The sequence below is a fragment of the Arthrobacter sp. PM3 genome (genome assembly GCF_003352915.1).
Lineage (GTDB): Bacteria > Actinomycetota > Actinomycetes > Actinomycetales > Micrococcaceae > Arthrobacter.
The window spans coordinates 2034454-2059261 of the sequence record NZ_CP022314.1; the positions used below are offsets into that span (position 1 = coordinate 2034454).

At 68.9% G+C, this 24808-nt stretch carries 23 protein-coding genes; 9 read left to right on the forward strand and 14 right to left on the reverse strand.

The genetic code is table 11. From position 1 onward, the window contains the following. Positions 1–162 precede the first annotated feature (162 nt). Positions 163–1047, reverse strand: a complete 885-nt coding sequence (locus tag CFN17_RS09450; protein WP_208751138.1) for a hydroxymethylpyrimidine/phosphomethylpyrimidine kinase — start codon at positions 1045–1047, stop codon at positions 163–165. Between the two features lie 157 nt (positions 1048–1204). Here CFN17_RS09450 and CFN17_RS09455 point away from each other — a divergent pair, with 157 nt between their 5' ends. Continuing rightward, positions 1205–2602 carry an MFS transporter gene (locus CFN17_RS09455; protein ID WP_208751139.1) on the forward strand — a complete coding sequence of 466 codons (1398 nt, stop codon included), beginning with the start codon at positions 1205–1207 and terminating at the stop codon, positions 2600–2602. A gap of 85 nt (positions 2603–2687) precedes the next feature. Here the strand turns inward: CFN17_RS09455 and CFN17_RS09460 are convergent, their stop codons facing one another. Then, on the reverse strand, positions 2688–3470 hold the full coding sequence (locus CFN17_RS09460; protein ID WP_261792455.1) for an ABC transporter permease: 783 nt from the start codon (positions 3468–3470) through the stop codon (positions 2688–2690). Next, positions 3470–4276, reverse strand: coding sequence for an ABC transporter ATP-binding protein (locus CFN17_RS09465; RefSeq protein WP_208751141.1), 807 nt, complete (start codon positions 4274–4276; stop codon positions 3470–3472). The genes CFN17_RS09460 and CFN17_RS09465 overlap by 1 nt, the downstream gene beginning before the upstream one ends. Positions 4277–4503: 227 nt before the next feature. Between CFN17_RS09465 and CFN17_RS09470 the strand changes: the two genes are divergently transcribed. Next, a complete protein-coding gene (locus CFN17_RS09470; RefSeq protein WP_208751142.1) occupies positions 4504–5199 on the forward strand; it encodes a queuosine precursor transporter in 696 nt (231 codons plus the stop codon). Positions 5200–5320: 121 nt separating this feature from the next. On the opposite strand, the gene CFN17_RS09475 is transcribed toward CFN17_RS09470, so the two are convergent. Further along, the gene (locus tag CFN17_RS09475) at positions 5321–6262 is read right to left on the reverse strand and encodes a type IV toxin-antitoxin system AbiEi family antitoxin domain-containing protein (RefSeq protein ID WP_208751143.1); all 942 of its coding nucleotides are present in this window, start codon (positions 6260–6262) and stop codon (positions 5321–5323) included. Positions 6263–6443: 181 nt separating this feature from the next. Continuing rightward, positions 6444–7457 (reverse strand): LacI family DNA-binding transcriptional regulator, encoded by a 1014-nt coding sequence (locus tag CFN17_RS09480; RefSeq protein WP_208751144.1) that lies wholly within the window; start codon positions 7455–7457, stop codon positions 6444–6446. Positions 7458–7612: 155 nt separating this feature from the next. Here CFN17_RS09480 and CFN17_RS09485 point away from each other — a divergent pair, with 155 nt between their 5' ends. From CFN17_RS09485 to CFN17_RS09505, 5 genes are all read left to right on the forward strand, one after another. Beyond that, positions 7613–8791, forward strand: coding sequence for a Gfo/Idh/MocA family protein (locus CFN17_RS09485; protein ID WP_208751145.1), 1179 nt, complete (start codon positions 7613–7615; stop codon positions 8789–8791). Next, positions 8788–9807: a sugar phosphate isomerase/epimerase gene (locus CFN17_RS09490; RefSeq protein ID WP_208751146.1), complete on the forward strand. Its 1020-nt coding sequence runs from the start codon at positions 8788–8790 to the stop codon at positions 9805–9807. The genes CFN17_RS09485 and CFN17_RS09490 overlap by 4 nt, the downstream gene beginning before the upstream one ends. A gap of 125 nt (positions 9808–9932) precedes the next feature. Further along, positions 9933–10379: a hypothetical protein gene (locus CFN17_RS09495; protein ID WP_208751147.1), complete on the forward strand. Its 447-nt coding sequence runs from the start codon at positions 9933–9935 to the stop codon at positions 10377–10379. Next, complete coding sequence (locus CFN17_RS09500; RefSeq protein WP_208751148.1) at positions 10343–11377, forward strand: IS3 family transposase; 1035 nt, start codon at positions 10343–10345, stop codon at positions 11375–11377. The genes CFN17_RS09495 and CFN17_RS09500 overlap by 37 nt, the downstream gene beginning before the upstream one ends. A 98-nt stretch (positions 11378–11475) precedes the next feature. Then, positions 11476–12498 carry a Gfo/Idh/MocA family protein gene (locus CFN17_RS09505; RefSeq protein WP_208751149.1) on the forward strand — a complete coding sequence of 341 codons (1023 nt, stop codon included), beginning with the start codon at positions 11476–11478 and terminating at the stop codon, positions 12496–12498. 248 nt (positions 12499–12746) lie between these two features. Here CFN17_RS09505 and tgt read toward each other — a convergent pair whose 3' ends face one another. The 5 genes from tgt to CFN17_RS09530 form a co-directional block, all read right to left on the reverse strand. After that, entirely contained in the window at positions 12747–14045 is a 1299-nt protein-coding gene (gene tgt / locus CFN17_RS09510; protein ID WP_208751150.1) for a tRNA guanosine(34) transglycosylase Tgt, read from the reverse strand. A gap of 33 nt (positions 14046–14078) precedes the next feature. Continuing rightward, positions 14079–14804, reverse strand: coding sequence for an SRPBCC domain-containing protein (locus tag CFN17_RS09515; protein WP_208751151.1), 726 nt, complete (start codon positions 14802–14804; stop codon positions 14079–14081). 46 nt (positions 14805–14850) lie between these two features. Then, positions 14851–15816, reverse strand: coding sequence for a DUF6707 family protein (locus CFN17_RS09520; protein ID WP_208751152.1), 966 nt, complete (start codon positions 15814–15816; stop codon positions 14851–14853). A 118-nt stretch (positions 15817–15934) separates the two neighbouring features. Next, complete coding sequence (locus CFN17_RS09525; RefSeq protein WP_208751153.1) at positions 15935–16474, reverse strand: NUDIX hydrolase family protein; 540 nt, start codon at positions 16472–16474, stop codon at positions 15935–15937. A 112-nt stretch (positions 16475–16586) separates the two neighbouring features. Continuing rightward, a complete protein-coding gene (locus CFN17_RS09530) occupies positions 16587–17357 on the reverse strand; it encodes a VOC family protein (RefSeq protein WP_208751154.1) in 771 nt (256 codons plus the stop codon). 91 nt (positions 17358–17448) lie between these two features. Here CFN17_RS09530 and CFN17_RS09535 point away from each other — a divergent pair, with 91 nt between their 5' ends. Next, a complete protein-coding gene (locus CFN17_RS09535) occupies positions 17449–18048 on the forward strand; it encodes a YdeI family protein (RefSeq protein ID WP_208751155.1) in 600 nt (199 codons plus the stop codon). An 84-nt stretch (positions 18049–18132) separates the two neighbouring features. Further along, positions 18133–18921 carry a phosphatase PAP2 family protein gene (locus CFN17_RS09540; protein ID WP_208751156.1) on the forward strand — a complete coding sequence of 263 codons (789 nt, stop codon included), beginning with the start codon at positions 18133–18135 and terminating at the stop codon, positions 18919–18921. On the opposite strand, the gene CFN17_RS09545 is transcribed toward CFN17_RS09540, so the two are convergent. Genes CFN17_RS09545 through CFN17_RS09560 form a run of 4 tightly spaced genes read right to left on the reverse strand, consistent with a single transcriptional unit; the run spans position 18874 to position 24718 of the window. Next, the gene (locus CFN17_RS09545; RefSeq protein ID WP_208751157.1) at positions 18874–20820 is read right to left on the reverse strand and encodes a glycogen debranching N-terminal domain-containing protein; all 1947 of its coding nucleotides are present in this window, start codon (positions 20818–20820) and stop codon (positions 18874–18876) included. The two genes, CFN17_RS09540 and CFN17_RS09545, sit on opposite strands and share 48 nt — an antisense overlap. Before the next feature lie 48 nt (positions 20821–20868). Next, positions 20869–22059: an ABC transporter ATP-binding protein gene (locus CFN17_RS09550; RefSeq protein WP_261792426.1), complete on the reverse strand. Its 1191-nt coding sequence runs from the start codon at positions 22057–22059 to the stop codon at positions 20869–20871. Further along, positions 22056–23660: an iron ABC transporter permease gene (locus tag CFN17_RS09555; protein WP_208751158.1), complete on the reverse strand. Its 1605-nt coding sequence runs from the start codon at positions 23658–23660 to the stop codon at positions 22056–22058. The genes CFN17_RS09550 and CFN17_RS09555 overlap by 4 nt, the downstream gene beginning before the upstream one ends. Positions 23661–23665: 5 nt before the next feature. After that, positions 23666–24718: an iron ABC transporter substrate-binding protein gene (locus CFN17_RS09560; RefSeq protein ID WP_208751159.1), complete on the reverse strand. Its 1053-nt coding sequence runs from the start codon at positions 24716–24718 to the stop codon at positions 23666–23668. Between the last annotated feature and the right edge of the window lie 90 nt (positions 24719–24808).

Genomic DNA, 24808 nt, shown 5'->3' on the forward strand with positions numbered 1-24808 from the left:
TCAGACTCTGCAAACAAAAAACCGGACGCCCTCTCAGCATGTGAAGGGGCGTCCGGATTAAAGCCGCGAGAAGTGAGGGAGCGTCGAGACAGGGACTGCGAAACGTGAGGGAGCGTCGAGACAGGGACGGCGAGACGTGAGGGAGGGTCGGAAGGGCCGGGGTTAGCGCGGGCCGCCCTGCCAGAGCGCGTCGAACGGTGCGCCCGACGCCACGCGGTTCCGGATCCCCGCCGTGACAAAGTCCTTCGCAGCGCGGGCGGCCTCCAGCGGCGCCGCGCCCTTCGCCAGTTCCGCGGTCACGGCGGCAGCCAGTGAACACCCGGCACCGGACACGGCCACCTCCCCCACCTTCGGGGCGGACAGGACTTCGAGGGTTTCGCCGTCGTAGTAGACGTCGACGGCGTCGGGGCCTTCCAGTCGCACGCCGCCCTTGGCTAGCACCGCGGCGCCGCTGAGCTCATGGATGCGGACCGCGGCGGCCTTGAGGGACTCGACGTCGGTGATCTCCAGCCCGGAGAGCGACTCGGCCTCGAAGTGGTTCGGCGTCACGAAGGTGGCCAGCGGCAGGATCTGCGCCTTGAGGGCCCGGTCGGTGTCCAGGGCGTGCCCCGGTTCCTGGCCCTTGCAGATCAGCACGGGATCCAGCACCACGTTCTTGAAGGCGGAGTCCGCCAGTGCCGCGGCCACGGTCGAGATCGTTGCGGGGCTGCCCAGCATGCCGATCTTCACGGTGTCCAGCACGGCCGGCGCGCCGGACGCGGCACCGTAGGCCGCCGTCGTCGCCTCCAGTTGGTCCGCGATGACGTGCTGGTTCACCGGGACGAAGCGGTGGTTCCAGTTGTCCTTGGGATCGAAGGAGACGATGCACGTCAGGTTCGCGATCCCGAAGACGCCGAGTTCCTGGAACGTCTTCAGGTCAGCCTGCGCGCCGGCGCCCCCGGTCGCTTCGGAGCCGGCGATGGTCAGCGCCACTGCGGGTGAAGAGCCGGGGGAGGAGGCGGTACCGGCGGCGGCCAGGGCAGCGGAGTCGAATGCGGTAGAAGTCATGGTCCCATCCTGCCATCCCGCCAAAACCTCCGGCATTGTGCGCTTGAACAGGCCTTTCATGAACAGTATGAACAAAACCCGAGTGTTCCGTATCACGCCGACTATGGTGGCGGACGGTGTTGCTTACCGGCGGCGCCGGATCCAGGAAGGTTCATTGATGAGCACCCAGCTGTCCGAAGCGGCCCAGACCCGAAAAGCCGTCGGCAACATCCTCAAAGGCTCGGCCGGCAACCTTGTCGAGTGGTACGACCTCTACGTCTATACAGTCTTCGCGGCCTACTTCCAGGCGCACTTCTTCAACTCCAAGGACGAGCTCCAGGCCGGCCTCGAGGCGATGGCCGTCTTCTCGACGTCGTTCCTGATGCGCCCGATCGGCGCCTGGTTCTTCGGCCGGTATGCCGACCGCCGGGGCCGCCGGGCCGCGCTGACGCTGAGCGTGACGATGATGTCCGCGGGCTCCTTCGCCATTGCCGTGCTCCCCACCCAGGACGTGATCGGGCTGTGGGCCATGATCCTGCTGGTCCTCATCCGCGTGATCCAGGGCTTCTCGGTGGGCGGCGAGTACGGCACCAGCGCCACCTACATGTCCGAGGCCGCCACGTCCGGACGCCGCGGGTTCTTCTCCAGCTTCCAGTACGTCACCCTGGTGGGCGGCCAGATGCTGGCCCTGCTGGTCCTCGTGATACTGCAGAATGCCATGCCCAAGGCCGACCTCACCGAGTGGGGCTGGCGTATCCCGTTCGCGGTCGGCGGCGTGGCCGCACTGGTGGTCCTCTGGCTGCGGCGCTCGATGGCGGAGACCGTCTCGGCCGAGCAGATCGAAGCCGCCAAGAGCCCCGCCGCGGCGGGCCAAGCCCAGCCGGGCACCATGAAGCTGCTGTTCACGAGCCACTGGAAGCCGCTCCTGATTTGCATCGGCATCACCCTCGGCGGCACGGTGGCGTTCTACACGTACACCAACTTCATCCTCAAATTCATGAACGATACCTCCGGCATCGCCAAGACCGACACCTCGGTGATCAACTTCTGGGCGCTGTTCATCTTCATGCTGCTGCAGCCGGTCTACGGCATCATCTCGGACAAGGTGGGCCGCAAGCCGCTGCTGCTCTGGTTCGGCATCACCGGCGTCCTGTTCACCTGGCCGCTGCTCTCCACCCTCGCCGGCACCAAGGATCCGTTCGCCGCGTTCCTGCTCATGATGGGCGGCCTGCTGATCGTCGGCGGCTACACCTCCATCAACGCCCTGGTGAAGGCAGAGCTGTTCCCGGCGTCCATCCGCGCCCTCGGTGTGGGCCTGGGCTACGCGATCGCCAACTCGCTCTTCGGCGGCACCGTCCCGCTGATCGGCGCGGCCCTCCAGAAAGCCGGCCAGGAGGAAGTGTTCTTCACCTACGTCACGGTGACGATCGGCATCTCCCTGCTGGTCTACATCTTCGCGCTGAAGAACAAGAAGTCCACGCACCTTGACCACGAGCAGGGCCACGCCTGGGCGCCGGTTGAGGGTGGAGGTGCGGCCGACGGCGACAGGGACCTCATCGACGCCCCTCGCCGCTGACGGACGACGGCGGAACTTGCGACGGCGGGACGCCGACTCCCGGAACATCGGGTCCGGGAGCCGGCGTCCCGTCGTCGTTGTTGGCTTACTGGGCGTTGTCCGCGAACCGCAGGTGCAGGACGGTGGCGGCGGTGCCGGCCAGGAACGTGCCCGCGAGCACCAGGTAGCTGCCCGCCGGCAGCGTGCCGACCGGGTCGGCGACCATGCCGATCAGCAGCGGGACGATCGAGTACGGGAACCACTCCGCCCAGCCGGTCTTCCCGAACAGATTGCCGAGGGCCAGCATCACCAGCGCGAAGGCGATGGGCGCCACTTCGCCGCGGCTCCACACGGCGATCCATGCGACCACCGGGGCGAGCAGGAGCGGGATCCCGGCAGCAAGCAGCACGCGTGCGACGCCGGCCGCGGCCAGCCCGGGGCTGAACCCGGGCAGCTGCAGCGCCGCTCCGATCACCAATGCCTCGGCCAGTACCAGTGCCACGAGGGCCATCCACCACGCGGCCGCAACGAGCAGCTTGGCGACGGCGAACCAGTGACGGCCCACCGGCAGCGCGAGCATGTTCTTGGCGGTGGCGTGGCTGTACTCCCGGCCGAAGAGGTAGGCGACGATGAACGCCAGCAGCAGCATTCCGCCGACGCCAAAAATCAGCGCGAGCATGTAGAAGTATGCGGGCCACGTCGCCTCGATTCCGGCGAGGTTCGCCTTGGCGCCCAGGAGCCCCAGTTCGGCCGCCCGCCCGGGTTCGCGCACGATCCACATGAACAGGGCGATGCCGGCCGGCATCAGCGCGAACACCGCCACGGTGGCCCACGTCGCCTTAGAGCGGCGGAGCTTCATGAATTCGGTGGCGAGCACCTGGCCGAACATCACGCGCCCCCGCTCATGGGGGCATCCCGAGTGGGGGCGTCGCCCGTGCGCGCCAGGAAGTAGCGCTCCAGGTCCAGTGTGAGCAGTGCCTGTTCGCGTTCCTCGGGGGTATAGGCGCCGGCGGCGAAAGCGCGTGCCTTCGCCGCGAGTTCGTCGCGCGATGACTCCTCGATCAGGCGGCCCTCGTGGACGATGCCGATCCGGTCGGCCAGGTGGGCGACCTCGGCCAGGATGTGGCTGGACATGAAAACGGTGATGCCGCGCTCGTCGGCCAGCGAGCGGAGCAGCATACGGATCTCGACGATCCCGGCAGGATCGAGCCCGTTGGCCGGTTCGTCGAGTACCAGCAGGTCGGGGGAGTGTAACAGCGCACGGGCCAGCGCGAGACGCTGTTTATTGCCGAGCGAGAGCTGACCGGCGCGCCGGTCGGCATACGCGGCCAGGCGCAGCAGCTCGATCGCATCGCCGACGGACCTCCCCGGCGAGCCGGTCAGGCGGCGCTGGAGGTCGAGGTTCTCGCGGACCGTGAGGTTGGGGTAGGCCGTCGCGGTCTCGACCAGGAAACCGATCCGCGCGAACACGCTGGTCACCCCTGGCTTGATGCGCCGGCCGAGGACGGTGACGTCCCCGCTGCTTGGACGGATGAGGCCAAGCAGCATCCGGATGGTGGTGGTCTTGCCTGCCCCGTTGCGCCCGAGGAACCCGTAGATCTCGCCCCGGCGGACGTCGAGGTCGAGAGAGTCGACGGCGGTGACGCCGCGGTAGCGCTTGACGAGGGCGCGGGTGGACACCGCGGTGTCAGGCATGGGTCACCTTCATGGCCCCATCCTGCCACCCCGCCCGGGTGGTTCACAGTGCACGGGCGGAGCCGCGGGGCATCCGTAACCGATCCGGTCCCGGGCCCCGAGAGTGCGAGAATGGAGGCCGGTCCGGCGGGAGTCCCGCCAGGGCCGTTCAGTGCTAATACAGCCGGCCGTACCGGGACGACGCAGGACTCCGGAGTGCCGAGCGAACCACTACGAATGGACTTCCCATGACTTCCGCCAAAACTTTCCCGGCAGCGGCCCCGCCGAAGTTCGCCTCGATCGGCTCCCCGTACTTCGGCATCATGCTCGCCGTCATGTCCGTGGTCCTGATCCTGTCCAACATCGGGGCGTCCAAGGGCGTGGCGATCGGCCCCATCATCACGGACGGCGGCTTCTTCCTCTTCCCGCTCGCCTACATCCTGGGTGATGTCATCAGCGAGGTCTACGGCTTCAAGGTGGCCCGCAAGGCGATCGTCACCGCGTTTGGGCTGTCCGTGTTCGCGTCCCTCTGCTACTGGGTCATCATTGCGCTCCCGGGGTTCGACGACGAGTACGGCGCCTCCAAGCAGGCCGCCCTCGAAGGGGCGCTGGGTCCTGTCCCGCAGATCGTGATGGCCTCGCTGCTGGCGTTCCTCGCCGGGCAGACCATCAACTCCTGGATCCTCGTGAAGATGAAGGCCCGGACCGGGGAACGGTCACTGTGGGCGCGCATCATGGGGTCCTCCGTGGTCGGTGAGTTTGTGGACACGCTGATCTTCTGCAGCATCGCCGCGTCCGTGATCGGCATTACCGATCTCGGGATGTTCGTGAACTACGTCCTGGTCGGGTTCCTCTACAAGACCCTCGTGGAATTCGCCTTCGTCCCGCTGACCTCGCTCGTGATCGGCTGGGTCAAGAAACGCGAACCGAGCTACGGGGCGTAGGGCCTGCACCGACGTCGCCGGAACCCTTCGACGTCGCCGGAAGCTCCCACCGACGTCGAAGGGTTCCGGCGAACTGGCTACACTGGCGCCTACCCGCGGCCGGGGGCGGCCCGGGCGGCGGCTAGGGTCCCGGAGCCCCAGCCAAGGCCCGGAGGATCCGGCTCTTGAACTCCTGCTCGCGGAAAAGGTCCTTCCACTCAACCCGGACGAACCGCCATCCGTCTTCATTCAGGGCTTTCTCGCGGCGCCGTTCTTCGTAGAGGACCTCGGCCGTGGGTTTGTAGTCGAAGTACTTGGTCTTCCCGTCGAACTCTAGGGCGACTCTTTCCTCCTTCCACGCCAGGTCCATCCGGTGCCTGCCGATGCGCGTCACGACCTCCACCTGTGGTTCGGGCCGTTTGATCTTCAGACGCAGGACCAGATCCCGGGCCAGCGTTTCCCCGGGGGACTCCGAGCGGGAATCCGCGGCGGCGAGGACCCTGCGGAACGTTCGGATCCCGCGGCGGCCTTCCATGGCATCGGCCATGGCCTGCAGGACGTCCGGGTCCGCGCCCAGCCGCAGCCCATGGTCCGTGAGGATCAGTGCCTGCCGGTAATTCAGCAGGGTGGCGCAGTCCGCGACCGTCCGCTCCAGCGTGGTCGTCCGGAGCCCACCTACCGACGTAACTTCGTCGTCGGTGAAGGGGCGCGTGTGGCACCGGACGTCCCTGCCGTGGCGCTCGCTGGACGGGCGCCCTTTTTGCAGGAGATGAACGGTGTTGTCCACGTCCCAGAGGTAGAGCCGGCGCAGGCGCGCTGCGGACGTGTGGCTGTAGAGGAAGCTGCCCGTCGACGTCGTCCGCGTTCCATGGGCATGCGCGAAGATCAGTTGCCGGCCCCGGGCAGGGGCTGACTGGGCGTTCCAAAGGCTGGCGCGGATGTAGCAGCCGTACCGCAGCCGGACGAGGGCGCCCGAATCCAGGAGGGAGCGGATGGCCCGGGGTCCATAGCCGAGGTCCAGCAACTGCTCGGTGCGCCAGAGGTTGCCCGTTGCGGGCAGAGAGGGTGAGTGGTTTTGGGGCATGCAGCCAGCTTCACGGGTTCTGGCCATCTCCGAAAGGCTGCGTCGTCGTTATGTGGATTACGGGGCGACGTCGGCTGCTGCCCGCGAGTTCGCCGGATCGCGTCGGGGCCGCCGGAAACTTCCGGCGACTGCGGGCGTTTCCGGCGAACCCGGCGACGGCGGGCCGGACGGACCGACGCTGTCAGCCCCGGGCGCGCGCCGTGGTGCCGCGGACGATCAGGGCCGGCTCGATCAGCTTGCGCTCGGGCCCGAGGGTGGGGTCCTGGATCCGTGCCAGCAGGGTGTTGGCGACGTCGGCTCCGACGAGGTCGCTGCGGTTGTCCACGGACGTGATGTCCAGGTAGCGGGACTTCGCCAGCTGGGAGTTGTCGTAGCCGATCACGGACAGGTCCTCCGGGACCGAGAGGCCGCGTGCCTTGGCTGCCGCGAGGGCGCCCAGGGCCATGGTGTCGTTGGCCGCGAACAGGGCCGTCGTGTCCGGGTGGTGGTCGAGCAGCCAGCACGCGGCTTCGTACCCGTCCTCCTCCGACGTACCGTGGGATTCACCGGCGATCACAACGTCGACGCCGGCCTCGATCATGCCGCTGCGGAAGCCTTCCCGCCGGTGGGCGGCAGCGCCGCCGGACCCCGAGAGGTGCCCGATCCGCGAGTGGCCCAGCCCCAGCAGGTGTTCGGCCGCCATCCGGCCGCCGCCGTCGTCGTCGTTCGTGATGAGGCCGGCGCCGACGGGAACGCCGTTCCGCCACCCGGCGACGACGGCGGGAACCCAGGTCCCGGCCATCATGGACTCGCTCGGCTCGGCGGCAATGACGAGACCCTCCACATGCATGGCCAGCAGGCCGTCGGTGGCTTCCGTGATGCGGTTCTCGCCGGGCCGGGAATCGGCGAGGGTGACCTGGTAACCATGCGGGGACAGGGTCGATTCCATACCGCGCAGCAGGTCCACGAACCAGAGGTTCCGGAAGTCGTCGATGACCAGGCCGATGCTCTTCGTCTGGCTGCTGGCAAGCGTGGTCGCCGCCCGGCTCGGGCGGTATCCCAGCTCCGACATCGCCGCCCGGACCGCCGCCCGGCGCTTCTCGCTGACCTTTGCCGGATTTTGCAGCACGAGTGAGACCAGGGACGGCGAGACACCTGCGCTTTTGGCGACGTCGTAGATCGTCGGACGGCGGGTTCGCGGGGTGTTGAGCGTCATCTGCAGGGCCTTTCGGGTCTCATTCGAGGATAACCGCCCGACCATTGACAGGACATATGCACATAGCTACTCTTCTTATCAGCGCACATTTTTGTAGCGCTCCAATTTCCCAGCGTCGGGCCGACGGCCCTGGCTGATTTTCGAAGGAGAAATCGATGGCTGACAGTTTAGGAGTCGCCGTAATCGGCGCCGGGATGGCAGGGAAGGCCCACGCGGCCGCGTACCGCACCGCGTCCGCGCTTTACAACCCGGTGCTTCCGCCCGTCCGGCTCGTGTCGATCGGCGACGTCAACGCCGAATTCGGCTCGCTCGCCGCGCGGCGGTTCGGCTACGAACGCAATGACACGTCCTGGCAGGCGATCGCCGAGGCCGACGACATCGACGTCGTCAGCGTCGTGATCGCCAACTCCCTCCACCGCGAAGTCGTCGAAGGCCTGCTGGCCGCCGGCAAGCACGTGCTGTGCGAGAAGCCCCTGAGTGACTCGATCGAGGACGCCCGCGCCATGGCCGAGGCGGCCCGGAACGCCTCCTCGATCGCCCGCATCGGCTTCACCTTCCGCCGCACCCCCGGCATCGCCTACATCCGCGACCTCATCCGCACCGGCGTCCTGGGCAACGTCCTGCACTTCAGCGGCCGCTACTGGACCGACTACGGCTTCAGCCCCTCGGCCCCGATGAGCTGGCGCTACAAGGGCGGCCCGGGCTCCGGCGCGCTGGCCGACGTCGGAAGCCACCTCACGTACGTCTCCGAGTTCCTCTGCGGTGACATCAAGTCCATCAGCGGCGGACACCTCAGCACCGTGATCGACAAGCGTCCCCTGCCGCTCGCCGCGGTCATGGGCCACGACCACGTCGCGGTCAGCGACACCTTCGAACCGGTCGCGAATGACGACTACGCGGCCTTCTCGGCCGAGTTCGAAAACGGCGCCGGCAGCTTTGAAGTCTCCCGCGTTGCGGCCGGGCACGCCAACAGCCTCCAGTTCGAGGTGTTCTGCGAGAAGGGTGCCGCCAAGTTCGACCAGCGCCGCCCGTCCGAGATCCAGCTGTTCCTCAACGAGGGCTCCGGCAACGAGAACGGCTACCGCCAGGTCATTCTGGGCCCGGGCCACCCCTACATCGCCGGCGGCCTGGCCATGGACGCCCCCGAGGTCGGCTTCGGCCAGAACGACGCGTTCGCTTACCAGGCGCGGGCGTTCCTGGAAGAGGTTGCCGGCCTCGGCGAAGCGGAATCGCTGCCCCGGTGCGCCACGTTCGATGAAGGCGTCCGCAACATGGAACTGCTCGGCGCCGTCACCGAATCCGCGCTCAACAACGGAAAGAAGATCACGCTATGAAACTCGGCGTCTACAACGCAATCCTGCACGACCGCCCGCTTCCGGAGGCCCTGAAGGTCATCGCCGACCTCGGGCTGACGGGAATCGAGATTAACACCGGCGGATTCCTGCCGGCCGTGCACGTCCCCACCATGGACCAGATCCTGGAAAGCGACGCCGCCCGCGATGACTACCTGGCGATGTTCGAAGGCACCGGCGTCTCGATCGCCGGCCTGAACTGCAACGGCAACCCGCTGCACCCCAAGCGCGAGATCGGCGAGAAGCACGCCGAGGACATCCGCCGCTCCATCCGGCTGGCGCACCGGCTCGGCCAGGACCGGGTGGTCACCATGTCCGGCCTGCCCGGCGGCGAACCCGGAGCCACCACGGTCAACTGGGTGGTCAACGCCTGGAACTCGGCCGCCCTGGATGTCCTGGACTACCAGTGGGGCATCGCCGCCGAGTTCTGGAAGGAAACCGACCGCCTTGCCGCCGACCACGGCGTCAAGGTTGCCCTGGAACTGCACCCGCAGAACATCGTGTTCAACACCGCCGACGTCTACAAGCTGATCGAGCTCACCGGCGCCACCCATGTCGGCGTCGAACTGGACGCCTCGCACCTGTTCTGGCAGCAGATGGACCCGGTCGCCGTGGTCCGCGCACTCGGTCCGCTGGTCTTCCAGGCCGCCGCGAAGGACGTCCGCGTCAACACGGAGAACGCCGCGCTCTACGGTGTGCTGGACAACAGTTTCCGCCGGCTCTCCCCGGAGGAAAACCGCACCAACCTTGGCGGCGACGAGTGGGCCAACGAATGGCCCAAGAAGTCGGCCTGGGACTTCGTGGCCCTCGGCAAGGGGCATGACACGGCCTTTTGGACCGAGTTCCTCCGCGCGCTCTACGAAGTGGACCCCAACATGCTGGTCAACATCGAGCACGAGGACGTCTCCCTGGGCCGGATCGAAGGCCTCCAGGTGGCGGCCAAGGTCCTGCGGGACGCCGACGCGGCCCTCACGGCGTCGCTGCACACCACGGCCTGACGGGCGGCAAACCCCGAGGTCGCCGGAACGCTTCGGGGTCGCCGGAAGCTCCCTGTGTGTCAGGCTGTTGTGTGACAGGTTTGCTGTCGCCTTGGCCGGGCATGCGGGGCGGGGAAAGGTCCGTCATGGATGTTGTTATCCCTGTCCGTGTCTCGAATCGGAGCCACTTCACTCTCGCGCAGAAGCACGCGATTCTGGATGAGTACGACAAATGCCTCGAGCGTGGTTCCCGGGCCGCGTTCAGCAGGGCGGCAGGCATCACCGAAGGCACTATCCGGCTCTGGGTCCGGCAGCGCGAGGCCGGGGAGCTGAGATCCAGATCCGCGTCAGGAAGCGAGGACCAGCGATTGAACGCAGGCGATAAACAACGGCTTAAACAGGTCTTGAAGGAGAACGAGATCCTCAAGGCCAAGCTGGCCCGGTCCGAGGCTGCGGTGGACATTCTGGGAAAAGCTTCCGCGCTCTTGGACGCGATGGCCAAGAGCGCGGCGGCAGCGGACCCGACACCGGAGGAACCGGGGCCGGGCCGGCCGGAATGGTTGATGCCAAAGTCTGGAAAGACATCGCCCTGACCTTCGCCGGGAAACTGATCACGGCCGGCTGGTCAGCGGTGAAGGCCTGCGCCCTGCTGGGCCTTCACCGCACCACCTGGTACCGGCACCTGAATCCTCCGGCCCGGGCCGGGATCACCGTGCCGCACACCGACCGGGCCTACCCCAACCGGATCAGCGACGCCGAAGCCGAGGAGTTCATGGGCCTGCTCAATTCCGAGGACTACGGGAACCTCTCGGTCACCCAGGCCTATTACCGGATGCTGGACGCGGGGCACTGCTCGTTCTCGATCGCGGCGGCCCACCGGATCGTCGCCGCACACGGACAGAACGGAGACCGCCGCGACCAGCGCAGGGCCACCGGCCCGGCCAGGCCCAAACCCGTCCTGGCCGCCACGGCCCCGAACCAGCTCTGGAGCTGGGACATCACGATGCTCCACGGCCCCGGCAAACACACCTACAGGCTCTACGCCATCATGGACGTCTTCTCCCGCAAGGTCGTCGGGCACCGGGTCGAACACACCGAAACGGCCGCCCTCGCCGCGGCCCTGATCAGGGACGCGGTCGCCGGGAACCGGCACCGCCCCGCCGTGCTGCACGCCGACAACGGCGCCCCGATGCGGGCCGGCACCACCCTGGACCTCGCCCGCACCCTGGGCATCGAACTCTCCTACTCCCGCCCCCGGGTTTCCGATGACAACCCCTACTCGGAATCCCTGTTCAAGACCGTCAAATACGACCTCGACTTCCCCCAACGGTTCCAGGACCTGGCACACGCCCGGGACCACATGGCGGCGTTCTTCGCGGACTACAACGCACACCACCGCCACAGCGGCCTGAACTACCACACCCCCGACACCGTCCACCACGGAACCGTCGAGCAGGCACGCCGCCAACGGCAAGCAACCCTCGACGCCTGCTACACACGAAACCCGCACAGGTACCGCCGCAAACCCACCGCCCCCGGCGCCCCCGGCATCAACCACAAAAAACCCACCCAGCTGTCACAAACAGCTTGATAAATACCGACTTTCCGGCGATCGGGCACGCTTCCGGCGACCTCGGCGGCGGGGCACGCCGGTCACCGCGAACACCCATAGAGGGAGGACGATTGCACATGCGCATCGGAATTGTGGGCTATGGAGTCGGCGGAAGGTACTTCCATGCCCCATTCATCGACGCGGCCGACGGCGTCGAACTCGCCGGAGTCGTGGCGCGTTCGCCGGAACGGCGCGCGGAGGTGGCCGCGGACTTTCCGGGGCTGCCGGTCTTCGGCAGCCTCGCGGAGATGCTCGACTCCGGTGTGGACGCCGTGACCATCACCACCCCGCCGCACACACGCCGCGAGCTCGTGCTGGAAGCCATCGCCGGCGGCGTCCATGTCGTGGCGGACAAGCCCTTCGGCCCCGATGCGGCCTCCGCGCGGGAGCTTGCCGCGGCGGCGGACCGCGCCGGCGTCGTGCTGAACGTCTACCACAACCGCCGGCGCGACGCCGATTTCCTCACGCTGGCCGGCGTCCTTGCCTCGGGGCAACTCGGGCAACTCTGGCGGGTCCACTCGATCATGGACCAGGACGGCGCCGACACCCTGGAGACCGGCGCCACCGGCGGGCTCCTGCGCGACCTCGGCAGCCACCTCGTGGACCAGATGCTGTGGCTGATGGGCCCGGCAACCCATGTCTACGGCACGCTCGACTGGACAGACAGCTTCGGCGAGACTACCGACTGCGGCTTCTTCCTGACCCTGACGCACTCGTCCGGAGCCGTCTCCACGGTCTCGGCCAGCAAGCTCAACCACTCCACCACGCGTGAACTGCGGGCCTACGGCAGCGAGGGCAGCTACATCGCCTCAGGCGCCGACGTCCAGGCCGAGGCAATCTTTGCGGGCCGCCGGCCGGCCCGCGAGCCTGCCACGTGGGGGATTGATGTTCCGGAGAACTGGGGAACCCTCGCAGTGTCCGGCGGCCGTTCCCGGGTGGCCTCGGAGCAGGGCAACTACGCAGGGTTCTACACGGAGTTCGCCCGCGCGGTCCGCGATGGCGGGCCGGGGCCCGTACCCGCCGCCGAGGGAGTGCGGACTCTTGAGGTCCTCGACGCCGCACGGCTCAGCGCGCTGAAGAACAGGGTCGTGGAGCTCTAAAGGCGGACGCGCAGCCGCGGCGTGACGGGCCGCCGTCGTACGCAGAAGCCACGGGATCGCCGGAAAGCTGCCGGATCGCCGGAAAGCTGCCGGATCGCCGGAACTTTTCGGCGAACGGGCACGGTTCCGGCGACCTCCGCGCGTACCCCGCACGGTTCCGGCGAATTCGACGGCGGGCCGGGCGGGGCAGCGGAGGACTGCAGGCCGGGCGGGGCGGCGGAGGACTGCGGGTCGAAGGCGGGGCGCCCCTAGGAGTAGTAGCGGCCCAGCGTTTCGGCCTTGAAGTCGAAGAACGTGCCGGCCTCGATGGCCCGGCGCGCGTCGTCGACCATCTTCACCACGAAGCGCTCGTTGTGGATGGAGATCAGGGTGGCCGAGACCATCTCCTTGGCCTTGAACAGGTGGTGGATGTAGGCCCGCGAGTAGTTCAGGCAGGCGTAGCAGTCGCAGCCTTCCTGCAACGGGCCGAAGTCGCGCTTGTACTTGGCGCCGGAGAGGTTGTATCGGCCGGTGGGGTGGTAGAAGGCCGAGTTGCGGGCCACCCGGGTGGGGGAAACGCAGTCGAAGGTGTCCGCGCCGTTCTCGATCGCGGTGAAAATGTCATCCGGCTCGGAGATGCCCAGCAGGTGCCGCGGCTTGTTCTCCGGCAGTTCCTCGTTGCACCAGCGCACGATCGTGCCGAGGTTCTCCTTTTCCAGGGCCCCGCCGATGCCGAAGCCGTCGAAGTTCATCGCACCGAGGTCCCGGCAGGCCTTGCGCCGCAGGTCCTCGTACTGGGCACCCTGGATCACCCCGAACAGGGCCTGGTAGGGCTTGCCGACGCGCTCGGACGTCAGCCGGAAGTGCTCGGTGAGGCACCGTTCGGCCCAGCGCCGGGTCCGTTCCAGGGATTCCTCCTGGTAGCCGCGGGAGTTCTGCAGCGTGGTGAGCTCGTCGAACGCGAACATGATGTCCGCGCCGATCCGGTGCTGGACATTCATGGAAATCTCGGGGCTGAAGCGGTGCCGGTCGCCGTTGAGGTGGCTCTTGAACCACACGCCGTCCTCGTCCACGTGGGCCAGGCGTTCCTTGCCGGGCGCGACGGCGTCGTCCGGGCCGGAATGGTCCACCGATTTCATGTCGATGACCTTCTTGAATCCCGAGCCCAGGCTCATGACCTGGAATCCGCCGGAGTCGGTGAACGTCGGCCCGCGCCAGTTCATGAAGGCGCCCAGCCCGCCGGCCTCATCCAGGATGTCCGCCCCCGGCTGCAGGTACAGGTGGTACGCGTTGGCGAGCACGGCCTGCGCACCGAGCTCGGCGATCGATTCGGGCAGCACGGACTTGACCGTGGCCTTGGTGCCGACGGCGATGAACGCCGGGGTCTGGATCTCGCCGTGCGGGGTGGCGATGGTGCCGGTGCGGCCCAGGAACTCCCCGCCGTTGGCGGCGGTCTGGGCGGCCGACGGCGGGGACGCCTCGCTCAGGCGCTTGCCCACACGGAAAGAAAATTCGGACTGCCGGGCAGGCCGGGGCGGCAAGGAATTGGAGTCAGGATTGGCTGGCACGGTTCCAGTGTGCCAGCTAACGCTGCCCTGGCCTTAGTGGACGGGATCCGATGTGGGGTAGTTCTCAGCCCGCCACTTGTCCCAGTGGCTGCGGATCGACTCCAGCTGGTGCGCCCCGAGGTCGTACGTGGACACGATCGCGAGGGATCCGCCGTCGGGCCTGACATCTTCGATGGCGGGCTGGTCCGCGACGATCAGCAGGCCTTCCCCGTGCTCGGCGTAGTGGTGGACGGTCAGGCCGACCTGGTGGTTGCTGCGGAACCAGACCCTGCCGGTGATTTCCTCGCCGGTGGGCAGGGTGAGCGAATACGGTTCGCCCGGCGCCGGGACGTCGCTGAGCCCCAGCTTGTCAATCGCGGAGCCGCCGGTGCCGGGCACCGAGAAGAAGTAGGTCCGCCGCTTGCCGTGGGGGTGCCGTTCCAGGGCGAAGCGCAGCTGGTGCAGGAAGGTCAGCCAGCCCTGGGTGATGTCCTCGTCCCAGGCCGCCCATTCGGAATTATGGTCGACCGCCGCCCGAGTGACGCTCACTTCCGTGCCGGTGGGGACAGGTTTCAAGGTGAAGACATCTCCGCCGTCGACCACCAAGGACGTGTGGTCCGCTCCCTCGACCACATTCGGGCCGAAATAGATTTCATTGATCTCAGCCTCTTGGTCATCGGCGTTCCAGCCGTGCCATTGGGCGATGAGGGCGGGTTCGCGCAGCATGGTCCAAACTTGCTGCGCGTCCGAATTGATCACAACGCTCAGATTGTTCGTCATGGGCTGAATCTACAACGCCGGGCCGCGAACGGGTAGGGTCGATCGGTTAGGCCCGGACGGAGTCCAGTTCGTTGCCGATCCGGCGCTCGAGCTCGGCCTCGCCGATGGTTTCCGAGCCGCCGTGCGCGCGCAGGAACAGCAGCGCCTCGAGCCGCAGCAGCCGCCACTCGCGTTCCGCGTCCGTGTTCGCGTTGTCGATTGAGCGGAAGATTTCCTTGTCGTACAGGTTGGGCTCGTTGAGCGAGCGCTGGCGCACTTTGGCATTGATCCTGGCCTTGAACGGGTCCGTTTCCATGGCCTCCGGCGAGCGGAGGAATTTCTCGTAGACCGCGGCGCGTTCTTCCTGGCCCTGTTGCCGGCAAATGTAGCTCGAGAGCGCCAGCGACGCCTCCACGGCGGCCCAGCGGCCCGGGTTGCCGTCGAAGGGAAGGACGTTGAGCAGGTCCGCGACCGCCAGGGCATTATCGGCGTCCTTGAGGAGCACGAAGAGCTCATGGGCGAGGTCGCTGAGGTCCTTCAGGCAGCTGCCCGACTTGGTGTTGATTCCCTTGGCCAGCCGTTCGCTGAGCAGGAGCACGCCGGCGGCCCCGGGGTGGGCGGCGGCGGCCGCCTCCACCACGGATTCCGGGGTGCCGTCGGGGGAGGGGATGAGGGCCAGGTCCGCTGCGCTGGGCCCGCTCACCGCCGGCGGCGCGGGCGGCAGGGGAGGAACGACGGCGGCAGGGGCCGCGGCCACGCCGCTTGGTTCAGCTGCGTCCCCGGCATCCGCAGGGGCACCGGCCTCATCGCCATCTGCGGTGGTCCGGACCGTGGAGCCCGCCGCGATCCGGAGAACGCCGCCCCCGGTGAGGGTCGCCAGGACCACGGCAGGGGTGCCGAAGTCGTCGGTTTCGACGTCCACCTGGTGGACTTCGGCGGCGCGGTTTCCGTCCGGAAGGAGCAGATGGTTACCGGCCCGCAGAGATCCAGCCTGCTGCTCGTTGTAGGTCCGGGAGGCTGGGGGGTGGGTCATCGGGAGTCCTTAAAGTTCTCTTGCGGTCCGCCCTACAGTCTACAAAATCCGGTGGGTGAAGTCGGGGACGCGGCTGTTTCCCCAGGCTCCCCGGGCCCGGCCCGGGCGGCCCCGACGGCTAGTGGCCGACGCCCGCGAAGGCCAGCGCCTGCCGGATCAGGGCGCCTCGGCCGCCGCTGAATTCCAGCTGCACCTCCGCGCTCATGACCTCCTGCGGGGTCATCCAGGTCAGTTCCAGGGCGTCCTGCCGCGGGGAGCATTCGCCGGTGACGGGAATGATGTAGGCCAGGGCAACGGCGTGCTGGCGGTCGTCGGTGAAGCCGGTGTGGGACGGCGACGGGAAGTACTCGGCCACGGTGAACGGCACCGGGCTGACGGGCAACTGCGGGAAGGCCAGCGGGCCCAGGTCCTTCTCCATATGGCGGAGCAGTGCCGCGCGGATGGTCTCGCGGTAGAGCACCCGGCCGGAAACCAGGGACCGGACCATGGTGCCGTCGGCGTCGGCCTGCAGAAGGGTGCCGACCTCGTTCACGAACCCGAGGGGATCCAGCCGGACCGGAACGGCCTCGACGTAGACCATCGGCAGTCGGCCGCGCGCTTCGAACAAGTCGTCGTCGGAAAGCCAGCCGGGGTTCGGGTCAGGGGTGCGCACATTCATGCTTAAGTTCTACCCCATCCCCGCCCGTGCGGCCTGCCGCTGCGTCACAGGGCGGCCGGGTCCGTGCCTCCACGCAGGGGAGCAGCAGTGCCGGGCGGCGCCGTCCGGCGGGTCAGGCGCCCGCCGGTTTCGCCGAAATCCAGAGCGTTGCCCCATTGGGGTTCCCGGGCAGGTCGGCGGCATCGGGGTTGGCCACGTGCAGGGTCCGTCCGAACGCTTCGTCGGTGATACTGACCGTGTGGCCCGCGGCCGCGAGCCGGTCCCGCAGGGCGGAGAGGTCGCCGGTGTATTCGAAGCCCAGGCCGGCCCGGGGTGCGCCGCTGGCGGGCCGCACCATCAGCACCCCGCCGTTCTTCGCGGTGAAGTCAGCGGTCTCGTCGTCGTCCGGGGCCGGGCGCAGCCGGGCCCCCATGTGCCGCAGGGTTTGCGCTGCCGTGTCCGCATCCGGGGTGAACCAGACTTCGACGACGGTGAGGTCCGGGTCGGCGTCCGCGCTCGGCGCGCCGGGGGCGGCCTTGTCCGCGTAGAAACCGAACCCGTCCCCGCCCGTGATCCGGCACGTCTCGCCGTGCCGGGCCTGGACCAGTTCCGCCGGGGCGGTCCCGGCCTCCACGCCGGCGGCGTTGGTGCGGCGGGCGAATTCGGCCAGGTCGCCGACCTCGACGCCGAAATCCGTCTTCCCGTCCGGCGCGCTGTGGCTCCCTCCCTCGCCGGCGGCGCCCTCGCCCGCGGCGACGGGGCGGTGCAACGCGAGCCGGCCGGAGCCGGCGTCGAACTCCTGCCAGCCGCCGTCGTCGACTGTCCGCACCATGCCCAGGGCGGTCAGCAGCCGCGCCCACTGGTCGATTCGGGAGGTGTAGTGGATCGGGCGGACGCGCAGCATGGGATCTCCTCAAGAGGGCGAAATTGGGCTCCAATTGACATGGTGCCACCAAAGCACCCGTCCGGTCAGCCCTGCAGTGCAGAATGGGCCCATGGCCGTTGAACTTGAGGAACTGCTGGTCAAGGATGCCGCCGAGTGGCGTGCCTGGCTGGAGGAGCACCACGCGGACAGCCCCGGGGTGTGGCTCGTGCTGCACAAGAAGGGCGGCTCCGTGACGGAGCTGGACTACGAGGCCGCGCTGCAGGAGGCGCTGTGCTTCGGCTGGATCGACGGACAGGGCCGGCGGCGGGACGGGGAAAGCTCGTTCCAGCGGATGACCCGGCGGGGACCGAAGAGCGTGTGGTCCGCGCGGAACGTGGAACGGGTTGAACGCCTGGAATCCGCGGGACGGATGGCACCGGCCGGGCGGGCCGCCGTCGCCAGTGCCAAGGCGGACGGGCGCTGGGAAGCCGCCTATTCGGGAGCCGCCACGGCGGAGGTCCCGGAGGACCTCGCGGCGGCGATTGCGGCCCATCCACGGGCGCAGGCGATGTTCGAGGTCCTGACGTCCGTGAACCGGTTTGCCCTGATCTACCGCACCAACGGGGTCAAGCAGGCCGCCACCCGGGAGAAGAAGATCGCCGGGTTCGTGGAGATGCTCGCAAGGTATGAGACGCCGTACCCGCAGGCCAGGCGGCCCCGGGAACCGTAGCGGCACCGGCAGGCCATGGCGGTTCCCGGGGAACTCCCAGCTACCGCCCGGGCTACGGGAAGTCGCCGCTGGCAGGATGGGGCGATGCTCCTGGCCCAGCGTGCTCCGCAACCCTCCGCCCGCCTGCCGTTGCCGTCCCAGCGGCGGCTCTTCTTCGTGGCCGCGGGCCTGCTGATTGCCGGGGAGACGATCTTCTGGACCGTGCTCGCCGCGGTGCAGTCCAACAGCGGCGTGGCCGCCCTGGACGGCCCCGTGCACGACGGGCTCGTCGCGTCGCGGACCCCGCCCGCCACTGCCTTCCTGACGGCCGTGACCACGGTGACGGCGCCGCTGTGGATGACCGTGATCGGCTGCGCGGTGGCGCTGGCCTGGGCGGTCCCGAAACGGGAACTCTGGCGTCCCGCCCTGCTGGTCGGCGCCATGGCAGCCACCTTTGCCGTGTCCACCCTGATCAAGCATGATGTGGGCCGCGGCCGGCCCGCCGCCGGCGGTTTCATGCTGGGCCCCGACGACGCCCTGTCATTTCCCTCCGGCCACACCTTCGGCGCTGGCGTGTTCCTGTGCGTTCTGGGCTACTTCTTCGCGGCGGCCCGCGGCACGGGGACGGGCAAACGGACGACGTCGGTGCTCGCCTTCGCGGCAGCGGCGGCGGGGACGCTGGTGGTCGCCTGGAGCCGGCTGTACCTGGGGTATCACTGGCTGACGGACGTCCTCGCGTCGATGGGCCTCGCGCTCGCCGTCACCGGGGTCGTGATCCTGGCCGACGGGCTGCGCAACGCCAGAGCGGTGCGGCCGGAAGCGCCGGCCCCGGCGGCCGCGGGCCCGTCAGAGCCCGACGCCCATCGCCTGGGCGATCACCACGGCCGAGGCTGAGGACCACGCCTGCGGGTGGCATGAGGCCGGATAGGGGACCGCGACCGCCGAGTCCTCGGCCCGGACCCCGGCGAACACCTCCGGCAGCCGGTGCCCGAAAGAGGCTGCCGCCGCGAGCAGGCCATCGGCAAGGGTCCGTGCCTCGGCGATGAATCCGTCGGCCAGCAGGCCGCGGATCGCGATGGCGGTGTCGTGGCTCCAGACCGAGCCGCAGTGGTAGCTGAAGGGCCAGAATCCGGCCGCGTCCCGGGAAATCGTGTGCACCCCGTAGCCGGAGAACAGCTCCGGGCTCACCAGCCGGTCCGCCACGATCCGGGCCTCGGCCGGGTCCAGGATGCCCGTGCCCAGCAGGTGCCCCATGTTTGAACCGGGGACATCGAGCGGGACCCCGTGCCCGTCCAGGGCCATGGCCGGGAACGGTCCGGAGTGGTCCTCAACCCAGAAATGTTCGCGGAACCGCGTCCGCAGGGCGGCGGCGAAGTCCCGCAGCGCCTGGCCGCCGTGTTCCCCGTAGGCGTCGAACAGTTCCGCCGTTTCCAGGGCCGCCTGGTACGCGTAGCCCTGCACCTCTGACAGGGCGATCGGCCCCTCGGCCTGCCGGCCGTCACGGAACTGCATGGCGTCCCGGGAGTCCTTCCAGCCCTGGTTGCTCAGGCCGTGACCCGTGGCGTCCCGGTAGCTGAGGAACCCGCCGTTGCCCGACCTACTGGCGGCCGCGTCAGCCCCCTCGCTGGACGCTCCGCCGGCGGCGAGCAGCCAGTCCGCGGCGCGCGCCGCGTTCGGCAGCAGCGACCGGACCGCGGCGTCGTCCCGGCCGCCCCGCCAGAGTTCCCCGAGCAGGCACAGCCACAGCGGGGTGGAGTCCACGGCCCCGTAGTAGACCGGGGGCAGCCGCAGGCCCTGGCTTTCCAGCACGAGTTCCTTGGACCGCAGTTCGTGCAGGATCTTGCCAGGTTCCTCGGCGGCCGCGGGGTCAGTCCGGGTGCCCTGGAAGGCCGCCAGCGCCCGTAGCGTGCCCGCGGCCAGCCCGGTGCCCGGTCCCGCCTCCAGGGGCAGGAGCAGCCGTGCCGCCCACAGGGAGTCCCGCCCGAACAGGGTAAAGTACCAGGGCGCCCCGGCGGCGATGAAGGGGGCATGCGGAAGCTGGCGGGTGGCCAGCCGGAGCCCGGCCACTTCATCGATGGAGTTGTCCAGCAGCAGGCCCAGGGCCCCGGCTGGTCCGGTCCGCGGCGGCCGGGAGGCGAGCGGGCGGGCCGCCACTACGGCGTCGTCATCATCGGTGAGGACGGCCTGCCATTCGGCCTCGAACGGCCGGCCCCGGCCCAGGCTGCCGCGCCAGGCGAGCCGCCCGCCGGGGGTCACGGCGCCGGGGGCCGCGACGGCCAGGGCTTTACTGCCCTCCTGCCAGCGCAGCGAGGACTGGTCGGCCGCGGCCGGCCCGGACGTGTCGCGGAAGCGGCTGAGCCGGATCTGGGCCATGTCGGTGAAATCTGCGGCCAGTTCGACGTCGATTTCGGCGTCGAGGGAATCCAGCGACGTGCGCAGCTGCAGGGTGTGCCGCACCAGCCCGGGAGTTACCGTCCACGTCTGCAGGAGTTCGACGGCGGGATCCTCCGTGGGGCCGGGGATGCCGCGGACCAGGCCCCGGACGCGCACGACGCCGCCGGGCTCGGTCTCCACCGTGGCCGGTTCGGGTTCCAGGCCGTTGACGCGCACGAGCGCCCGGCACAGGAAGCGGGTATCGCCGTGGAGGAGCCCGGTGAACCCGGCCGGTTCCGCGGCGTGACCGGTGCCGGGAGACCGCGTCGGGCCGGCGAGGCGGCCGTCCGGATCGAGCCACAGCTGGGTGGGGGCGGCAACGGAGCAGTGCTGGCGGTGCAGGCCGGGCTGAACAGTCATGCGCCCACCCTATGCCGGGCGTCCGGCCGCCTCAACGCGGGAGCGGTCCTAGGGGGCCGGTTCCTCGTCCACCGGGAACGCGACGGCCTCGCCCACCACGCGCAGCCGCAGTTCCGTGCCGGGGCGGGCGATGGACGCGTTCCAGTGCCGGATGGTGATGATTTCGCCGCCGCCGGGGTAGCGGTGGTCCCGGACGGCTCCGGCCGCGAGCACCGGCGGAACCGGGAGCTGGAGCCGGACGGTGGTCTCGGGGCCGAAGTAGTCGGTGTCCACCACGGTTCCGCGGATGGGGCCGTCCTCGGAAATGCGGATCTGCTCGGGCCGCAACATCAGCTGGACCCTGCCCTGGGCCGGCGGCCGGCGCACGGGAATCCCGCCGAGCGAGCACGTGGCCAGGGAGCCTTCCATCCAGGCGTCCAGGATGACGGCGTCGCCGAGGAACTCGGCGGTGGCGCGGTCCGCCGGGCGCGTGTACACCACGAACGGGTTGCCGATCTGGGCCAGCCGGCCGCCGCGCATCACGGCCACCTGGTCGGCGAAGGACAAGGCCTCCGCCTGGTCGTGCGTGACGAGGATCGTGGTGACGCCGGCGTCCTTGAGGACCTGGCCCACGGCACGGCGGGTGGCGACCCGCAGGCCGGCGTCCAGGGCGGAGAACGGCTCATCGAGCAGCATGAGTTCGGGTTCGCGGGCCAGCGCCCGGGCCAGCGCGACACGCTGCTGCTGGCCGCCGGAGAGCTGATGCGGGCGGCGCTTGGCCATGGCCGCGTCCAGCGAAACCATTTCCAGCAGTTCGCCCACCCGCGCCTTGACGCCGCGGTGCCCGCCCGGGAGCTTGCCGGCGTCCAGGCCGAAGGAGATGTTCTGCCCGACGGTCAGGTGGGGGAACAAGGCGCCGTCCTGGGCGACGTAGCCGACGTGCCGTTTGTGGGCCGGGACCCAGGCGTTCTCGCCGGCCACCTTGCGGCCGTTGAGCGAGATGCTGCCGGTGTCCGGGTGTTCGAACCCGGCGATCAGCCGCAGGAGCGTGGTCTTGCCGGACCCGGAGGGCCCCACGATCGCCGTCGTCCCGCCCTTGGCCACCGAGAGGTTGACGCCCTTGAGCACGGCCTGGGACCCGAAGTTCTTGGTGACGGCGTCGATCTCCAGGTGGCTGTTGGTGCTGGGTGCCACGGACGCCGCGACCCGCGGCTCGGGCAGGCGGGAGGGGGCCTCGCGGGGAGGGGAAAAATCGGTCACTGTCCGGCCACTTTCTTGGACTGCTGGAAAAGGAGGTAGGTCATGGGCGCCGAGATCACGATCATCAGCAGCGCATACGGTGCCGCGCCGGCGTAGTCGATCTCGCTGCTCTTGCTCCAGAACTCGGTGGCGAGCGTGCGGGTGCCGTTGGGGGAGAGCAGCAGCGTCGCCGTGAGCTCGTTGACGATCCCCAGGAACACCAGGGCCGCGCCGCCGGCCGCGGCCGGGGCGGTCAGCCGCAGCGTGACGCGGAGGAATGCCGCCAGCGGCGGCTTGCCGAGCGCCTGCGCGGCCTCGTCGAGTTCTTTCGGTGCCTGGGACAGCCCGGAGCGGATGTTCACCAGGGCCCGCGGCAGGAACAGCAGCACGTAGGCCGCAATCAGGAGCGCCGAGGTCTGGTACATGTTCGGCAACAGGCGGATGCTCACGGTCACGAACGCCAGGCCCACCACGATCCCCGGCATGGAGCTGGTGATGTAGTTGGACAGTTCCAGGGACTTGCTGAACCAGCCGGGCCGGCGCACGGCCAGGTACGCCATGGGGAACGCGACAATCGTGGTGACGAGGGCCCCCGCGAGGCCGTAGACGAGGGTCTGCAGCAGGGCGGGCATGAACTCCTCGGCGGACCAGATCTCCGGTCCGCCGGCGATGATCCAGCGCAGCACGAACGTCAGGGGCAGGCCGAAGGCCAGGCCGGTGAGGGCGAGCAGGGACAGCTGGGCGGGGAACTGGTAGCCGCGCAGCGGCAGACGCAGGGCCCGGGCCTGGGCGCCGGAGCCGATCCGGGCGTACCGGGCGCTGCCGCGGCTGCGGACCTCCACGAGCAGCAGGATCAGGCACAGGAACACCAGGACACTGGCGAGCATGTTCCCCGCGGTCCCGTTGAACGTGGACTGGTACTGCACCATGATCGCCGTAGTGAAGGTGTCGAAGCGGATCATCGCGAAGGCGCCGTATTCGGCCAGCAGGTGCAGGGCGACCAGCAGGCCGCCGCCGGTCATCGCGATGCGCAGCTGCGGCAGCACCACGCGGAAGAAGGCACGCCAGGCGCCCAGGCCCAGGGACGCGGCGGACTGTTCGATTGCCGGGTCCAGCCGGCTGAGGGTCGCGGCGGCCGGGATGTAGACGAGCGGGAAGTAGGACAGGGTGGCGATCAGGACGCCGGACCAGAGCCCGCCGAGGGACGGCACCGCGGAGACCCAGGCGTAGCTGTTGACGAACGCGGGGATCGCCAGCGGGGCGGCGAGCAGGACGGCCCAGATTTTCCGGCCCTTCAGGGTGGTGCGTTCCACGAGCCAGGCGCCGCCGACGCCGAGGACCAGGCACAGCGGCACCGTCACCACGGTCAGCAGCACCGTGTTGAGCAGCAGTTCGCCCACCCGGGGACGGACGATCAGGGCCACGGCGGTGTCCCACCCGGTGGCGGCCGTCATGGCGATCACGTAGATCAGCGGCACCAGGGAGAACAGTGCGATCAGGACCGCGATGATGGAGACGACAGAGACGCCGAAAGGCGGGCGGGGGCGCTTGCCCCTGCCCGCCGTCGTCGTGTCAGCCGTGGTCCCGCCGGAGGGACCAGGGACAGCCAGCTTGCTAGACACTGCCGTTACAGCAGTCCTGCCTGGGTCATCAGTTCGGTGACCTTGGCGGAATTGAGCTTGGCCGGATCCACGGTGGGTGCCTGGAGGTCCTTGAGCGGCACCAGCTTGTCGTTGGACGGGACGTCCGAACCGACGGCGTATTCGAAGGAGGTGCCCTTCTGCAGCACTTCCTGGCCCTTCTTGCCGGTGATGAACTTCAGGAAGGCCTGGGCGGCTTCAGCGTTCTTGGAGGACTTCAGCACACCGCCGCCGGAGATGGACACGAACGCGCCCGGGTCCTGGTTCTTGAAGTAGAACGGCGTGACATTCTTGGAGTTCTCGCCGGTCTTGGCCTGGTCGCCGTAGTAGTAATAGTGGTAGATCAGGGCGGCGTCCACCTCGCCGGCGTTGACGGCCTTCATGGCCGTGCTGTTGCCCTTGTAGGCCTTGTAGTTTTCTTTCATGCCCTTGAGCCATTCCTGGGTGGCGGCTTCGCCCTTGAGTTCCAGCAGGGCCGAGACGATCGCCTGGAAGTCGGCGCCCGACGGCGAGGCAGCCCAGCGGCCCTTCCACTCGGGGTTGGCCAGGTCCAGCATGGACTTGGGCAGCTTGTCCGCGCTGATCTTGTTCTTGTCATAGACCAGGACGGTGGAGCGGGCCGCGATGCCCGTCCACTTGTTGGTGGAGGGGCGGAATTCGGCCGGGACCTGGTCCACGGTGGCCTTGTCCACGTCCGCGAAGAGGCCGGCGTTCTCCACCTGGGCCATCGCGGGCGAGTTCTCGGTGAGGAAGACATCCGCCGGGGAGGCCTGGCCTTCCTGGACGATCTGGTTGGACATCTCGGTGTCATCGCCCTGGCGCATGGTGACCTTGATGCCGGTCTCCGCCGTGAAGGCGTCCACCCATTCCTTGGTCAGGGATTCGTGCTGGGCGTTATAGACCGTGATCTCGCCGGCGGAGGAGCCGCTGGCGGCGCTGCTGCCGGCCGGGGAGGAGGAACCGGAGCCGCAGGCGGCCAGGCCCAGGGCGGCAGTGGCGGCCAGGGCGATGCCCGCCAGTGCGTTGGTGCGGATCTTCATGGGGCTACTTTCTGCAAGGAAGTCGTCGTAGGTGCCCCACCCCCGTGAGCGGGGAAGTTAGGGCATGCTCACTAAGAACGACTGTAGGTT